The sequence below is a fragment of the Phenylobacterium sp. genome, assembly GCF_036501465.1.
Taxonomy (GTDB): Bacteria; Pseudomonadota; Alphaproteobacteria; order Caulobacterales; family Caulobacteraceae; genus Phenylobacterium.
In genome coordinates this window covers 1-4,757 of sequence record NZ_DASYAF010000062.1, presented here as the reverse complement: position 1 = coordinate 4,757, position 4,757 = coordinate 1, and the positions used below count along the sequence as shown (strand labels likewise).

The 4,757-nt window shown below is 67.7% G+C and carries 7 protein-coding genes; 2 read left to right on the top strand and 5 right to left on the bottom strand.

Annotated features, from left to right (window positions below; translation table 11 throughout):
• The coding region (locus VGL85_RS06335) for a class I SAM-dependent methyltransferase (protein WP_331587163.1) at nucleotides 1–273 on the bottom strand (273 nt) is incomplete at its 3' end.
• 119 nt (nucleotides 274–392) lie between these two features.
• On the opposite strand from VGL85_RS06335, the gene VGL85_RS06330 reads away from it, so the two are divergent.
• Nucleotides 393–1,589 carry a CaiB/BaiF CoA-transferase family protein gene (locus VGL85_RS06330; protein WP_331587161.1) on the top strand — a complete coding sequence of 399 codons (1,197 nt, stop codon included), beginning with the start codon at nucleotides 393–395 and terminating at the stop codon, nucleotides 1,587–1,589.
• Nucleotides 1,590–1,791: 202 nt separating this feature from the next.
• On the opposite strand, the gene VGL85_RS06325 is transcribed toward VGL85_RS06330, so the two are convergent.
• The 4 genes from VGL85_RS06325 to VGL85_RS06310 form a co-directional block, all read right to left on the bottom strand.
• Nucleotides 1,792–2,226, bottom strand: coding sequence for a hypothetical protein (locus VGL85_RS06325; protein WP_331587159.1), 435 nt, complete (start codon nucleotides 2,224–2,226; stop codon nucleotides 1,792–1,794).
• A 13-nt stretch (nucleotides 2,227–2,239) separates the two neighbouring features.
• A complete protein-coding gene (locus VGL85_RS06320) occupies nucleotides 2,240–2,728 on the bottom strand; it encodes an FAS1-like dehydratase domain-containing protein (protein ID WP_331587156.1) in 489 nt (162 codons plus the stop codon).
• Nucleotides 2,729–2,805: 77 nt separating this feature from the next.
• A complete protein-coding gene (locus VGL85_RS06315; RefSeq protein ID WP_331587153.1) occupies nucleotides 2,806–3,168 on the bottom strand; it encodes a hypothetical protein in 363 nt (120 codons plus the stop codon).
• Nucleotides 3,165–3,449 carry a toxin-antitoxin system TumE family protein gene (locus VGL85_RS06310; RefSeq protein WP_331587151.1) on the bottom strand — a complete coding sequence of 95 codons (285 nt, stop codon included), beginning with the start codon at nucleotides 3,447–3,449 and terminating at the stop codon, nucleotides 3,165–3,167. The genes VGL85_RS06315 and VGL85_RS06310 overlap by 4 nt, the downstream gene beginning before the upstream one ends.
• A gap of 156 nt (nucleotides 3,450–3,605) precedes the next feature.
• On the opposite strand from VGL85_RS06310, the gene VGL85_RS06305 reads away from it, so the two are divergent.
• Nucleotides 3,606–4,757 (top strand): FAD-dependent oxidoreductase (locus VGL85_RS06305; RefSeq protein ID WP_331587149.1); only part of this gene is annotated, 1,152 nt, incomplete at its 3' end.

Here is a 4,757-nt window from a genome sequence, read left to right as displayed (position 1 = left end):
ATAGGCGATGGCGGCGTCGTCGGTCATCGTTCGGGCGCGCTCCAGCATTCGCTCGGAGACGTCGACGCCGAGCACCGAGGCCGCGCCCTCGGCCTTGGCCCAGCGGCCGAACCAGCCGAAGCCGCAGCCCAGGTCGAGCACGCGCAACCCGCCGAGCGGCGGCAGCAGCGCCCGCATCGCCGGCCATTCCGCCGCACCGGCCAGGCCCTCTTTCGAGCGGATCATGCCGCTGTAGCCGGCGAAGAAGGTCTCATCATCGTAGAGGGCTGACATGGGGCCGCTTCGATCATCCTGCCGGGTGCGCGGCATTTGACACTCCGGCGGCCGCGCAAGACAAGAGTTCAGGCCAAGGCATCCATCCAGACGGGACGCCAGGCCGACGGGAGTGAGCCATGCTTGAGAAACTGAAGGTCGTCGAATTCTCCACCTGGGTCGCCGGGCCCAGCGCCGCCATGGTCATGGCCGACTGGGGCGCCGAGGTGATCAAGGTGGAGAGCGCCGCCGGCGACCCGGTGCGCAACCTGTTCGCCGCCCGCCAGGACGTCACCGGCAATCCGGTGTTCGAGCTGCAGAATCGCGGCAAGCGCAGCCTGGTGCTCGACACCGGCAAGCCGGAGGGGCGCGCGGCGCTGCTCAGGGTGCTGGCCGATACCGACATCTTCATCACCAACCTGCGCCCGGGCGCGCTGAAGCGGGCCAGGCTGGACTACGATTCGATCAAGGCCGCCTTCCCGCGGCTGATCTACACCAGCGTCACCGGCTATGGCTTGGAGGGCGAGGGGATCGACCTGCCGGCCTTCGACATCGCCGCGCTCTGGACCCGGTCGGGCGTCGCCGGCGCCACCATTCCGGAAGGCCTCGATCCCTTCGTCTGCCGCCCGGGGATGGGCGACTCCATCTGCGCCCTGGCCACCGTCGCCTCGACGCTGGCGGCCCTGGTCGAGCGCGGGGCCACCGGCAAGGGCCAACTGGTCGAGACCTCGCTGATCCGTACCGGCTCCTACGCCATCGGCTGGGACCTCGCCATCCAGCTGAAATGGGGCGAGCACAATCGCGCCCGCCAGCGCAGCCAGACGCAAAGCCCGGTCGCCAACTATTTCAAGACCGCCGACGACCACTGGGTCTCGGTCTCGGTGCGCGCGCCGCGCGACTGGCCGGCCATCGCCGCGGCCGCCGGCCATCCGGAACTGGTCGAGGACGCGCGGTTCGCCACGCCCATGGACCGGGCGGGCAATGCCCAGCTGCTGCTGGGCATATTGGACAAGGCCTTCGGCGCCATGACGCTGAAGCAAGCCGCCGCGGTGCTGACCAGGGCCGACGTGATCTGGGCCCCGCTGCAGAGCCTGGCCCAGGTCGCCGAAGACCCCTACGCCAAGGCCGCCGGCTGCTTCGTCGAGGTGGAAGACGCCCTTGGCGAACGCTATCTGGCGCCCGCCTCGCCGGCGAGATTCCCCGGCGCCGACCACGGCCCGACCCGGCCCGCGCCGCCGCTGGGGGCGCACACCGCGGAGATATTGGAAGAGGCAGGCTATTCGCGCGCCGAGATCGACGGGCTGGTCGCCAGCGGCGTCGCGGTGAGTCTGGACTAAGAGCGAGGCCGACCAAACGCGTCCTTCTCCCCTCGCGGGAGAAGGTGGCCGGTCTTAGGACCGGTCGGATGAGGGGCGGCGGCGAGCTTTCCACGACCGCGCGAGCGCCCTCTAACCATCAGTCTGCGCGGCCCCTCATCCGACCCCGCCTTCGCGGGGCCACCTTCTCCCGCGAGGGGAGAAGGTGCGCTAGACATCGGCCCTAGCGCTTATTCGGCAGCACCACCACGGCATGGCCGGGGCAGGTGGCTTCGCCGTTCTGGTTCATGACGTTGGTTTCCAGGCGGACCTGGTTTTCGCCATCGACCACCTCTTTCTCCACCACCTTGCCGACCACGCTCAGCGTGTCGTTCTTCTGGTTGATGGCGCGGTACTGGCAGCCGACCTCGCGGATTTCGCCCTCGTCGCCGATCCAGTCGCGCAGCGCATTGGCCAGATAGGCGTAGCGCAGGTTGCCCATGCCGAAGGCGCCCGCCGCGTTGCCGGCCTTGCGGCCGTCCTCGTCGTCCATGTGGAAGGGCACGAACTCGTCGTTCACCGCCGCATAGCGGTTCCAGTGCATGAAGTTGGTCTGGCGCGACCAGGTCGGCATTTCGTCGCCCACCCGCACGTCGTCGAAATAGACATTCACGCTCATGATCTGGTCCCCTCTAGTAGCGAATGCCGGTGGCGATCCGGCGACGCACGAACTCGCCGTTCTGGTTGGTCCATTCGATCTCGTTGTAGGTGTAGAGCATCAGGCCGAAGCGGCCCTGGCGCTCGTTGAAGTCGGCCAGCCGCGTGCGGGCCGAGATCACGTCGCCGGGCCGCATGGGTTCGCCATAGGTGTCGGTCTGGCCGCCGTTGATGCCGGTCAGCCGCACGCCCTCGACCGGCGCCGCGGCGGCCGGCGGCCGCGGCCGCTTCACCGGCCAGGCGAAGGGGTTGAAGTCCAGCGGCGCCACGACGCCGCCCCAGCGCGTGCCGGCGGCATAGTCGGTATCCCAATAGAGCGGCGGCGGGGTCTCCGGCCAATAGGTGGCGATGGCCCATTTGCGGATGTCGGAGAGCGAGATCGGCGGCGAAAGGCGCGGCTCGCTCCACTGGCCTTTGGCCTCCTGCATCGCCGGGCTGATCAGGGTATCCACGCCTGTGGCCATCGCATTCTCCTCTCAAATTCGCTTTGTTTTGAAGACGGTCTCGGTTTGAAATTCGATTTTCGAGCCCTCGCGGACGCCTAGGCTTCGGCGTGAAGATCGAAGTCCGCGTGGATAAGGCCATAGGGTACGACAATCTTGCGATCCTCCGTTCGCTCGATAAGGCCCCAATCGAGCAGAATGGTCACATCCTCATGCACTCGCTTCACATCGCGTCCGAGCTCACGGGCAAGGCCCCGCAAGCTCACCGCTCCGATAGCCTGAAGCCGTTCGATCAGCGCCCACCGCCTTGGCGACAGCACCGAAAAAAGCTGAGCCGGCGATGAAAACGTAAAAAGGTCCGACGCCTGTCTTCCCCTGCGCCAAACGTCGGTGAAGGCGGTTCCCGCCTCGCGCAGGGTGGCGGTGTCGTCCTTCCGGATCTGAATAGTCGCTATTCTCATTTGGCCCTCCTTGTCTCAACATCGGCCAGGAAATCCCGCACCAGCGTCTCGACGGTGCTGAAAGCGTAAGGTTCCTCAACACCATCCCGATGGCGATGGTCTCCTTTCAGGCGTTCGTTGTCGTAGCCCACGATCCGCTGGCCTCGCCGACCGTAGTACATCCGGTACTTGTAGCTATGCGTGCAGCCCTCGACAGGCTGCGGCACGCTCCAGATCACCAGCTCCAAGATAGCGCCGTCCGAGAGAACGCTCTTCTGGCGGCGGAGGAGTTCAGCTCTCACGTTGGCTAAAATGCCAGCCTAGGGTGTTGTCAATCAAGCCAACACCTACGATCAATGCCTGGCTTGGGCGGCCAGTTCGCCGTGCACATCAACCGGAGGCTGGCGTCGACCCCGCGCCAGGATCAGATTGGCGAGCAAAGAAATAGGGAGAAGCTCATGAGCGACGACCAGGAAGAACCGAAGGGGCCCGATCTCACCAAGGGCGTGGCGTCCGCGGACCTGCCGGAAGGCGGCCTGCTCACCGGCCGGGTCGGGGACGAGGTGGTCGTGGTCGCCCGCGTCGACGGCGAACTCTTCGCCATCGGCGGCAGTTGCACCCATTACCACGGGCCGCTCGGCGAGGGCCTGCTGGTCGGCCACACGGTGCGCTGCCCCTGGCACCATGGGCACTTCTGCCTGCGCACCGGCGAGGCGCTGGCCGGGCCGCCGATCGATCCGGTCGCCGTCTGGACGCCGGAGGAGCGCGACGGCAAGATCTTCGTGCGCTCGGGCGCAGAGGCCAGGAACCCGACGCCGAAAGCCAAGGCCGGCAGGGCGCCGCGGCGCATTCTGATCGCCGGCGGCGGCGCCGCCGGGTTCGCGGCGGCGGAGATGCTGCGCCGCCACGGCTATGACGGGGCCTTGAGCCTGGTCAGTTCCGACGCCGACGCGCCCTACGACCGCCCCAACTGTTCGAAGGATTTCCTCGCGGGCGAGGCGCCGGCGGAGTGGATGCCGCTGCGCGAGGACGGCTGGTACAAGGACCACGACATCGATCTCAGATTGAAGACCGAGATCGTCAAACTGGACCTCGGCGCGCGAACCGCGTCGCTCAAGGCCGGCGACGACCTCGGCTTTGACGCCCTGGTCCTGGCGCTCGGGGCCGAGCCGCGACGGCCGCCGATTCCCGGCTTCGACAGCCCGAAGGTCTTCACCCTGCGCTCGCTGACGGACGCCGAGGCCATCGCCGCGGCGGCCAAGGGCGCACGCCGCGTCGCCATTGTCGGGGCCAGCTTCATCGGGCTCGAGGTGGCGGCCTCGCTGAAACACCTCGGCCTGGAGGTCCATGTCGTGGCGCCGGAGGATATCCCCCTCGCCCACGTGCTCGGCGACGAGGTCGGCGAATGGATCCGCGGCCTGCACGAGGCGAAGGGCGTGGTCTTCCACCTGGGTCGCAAGGTGCAGGGCTTCAAGGACGGCAGGCTCGGCCTGGACAACGGCGAGGCGATCGAGGCGGACTTCGTCGTCGCCGGAACCGGGGTGAAGCCGCGCACGACGCTGGCCGAAGCCGCCGGCCTGAAGGTCGACAACGGCGTGGTGGTCGACCGC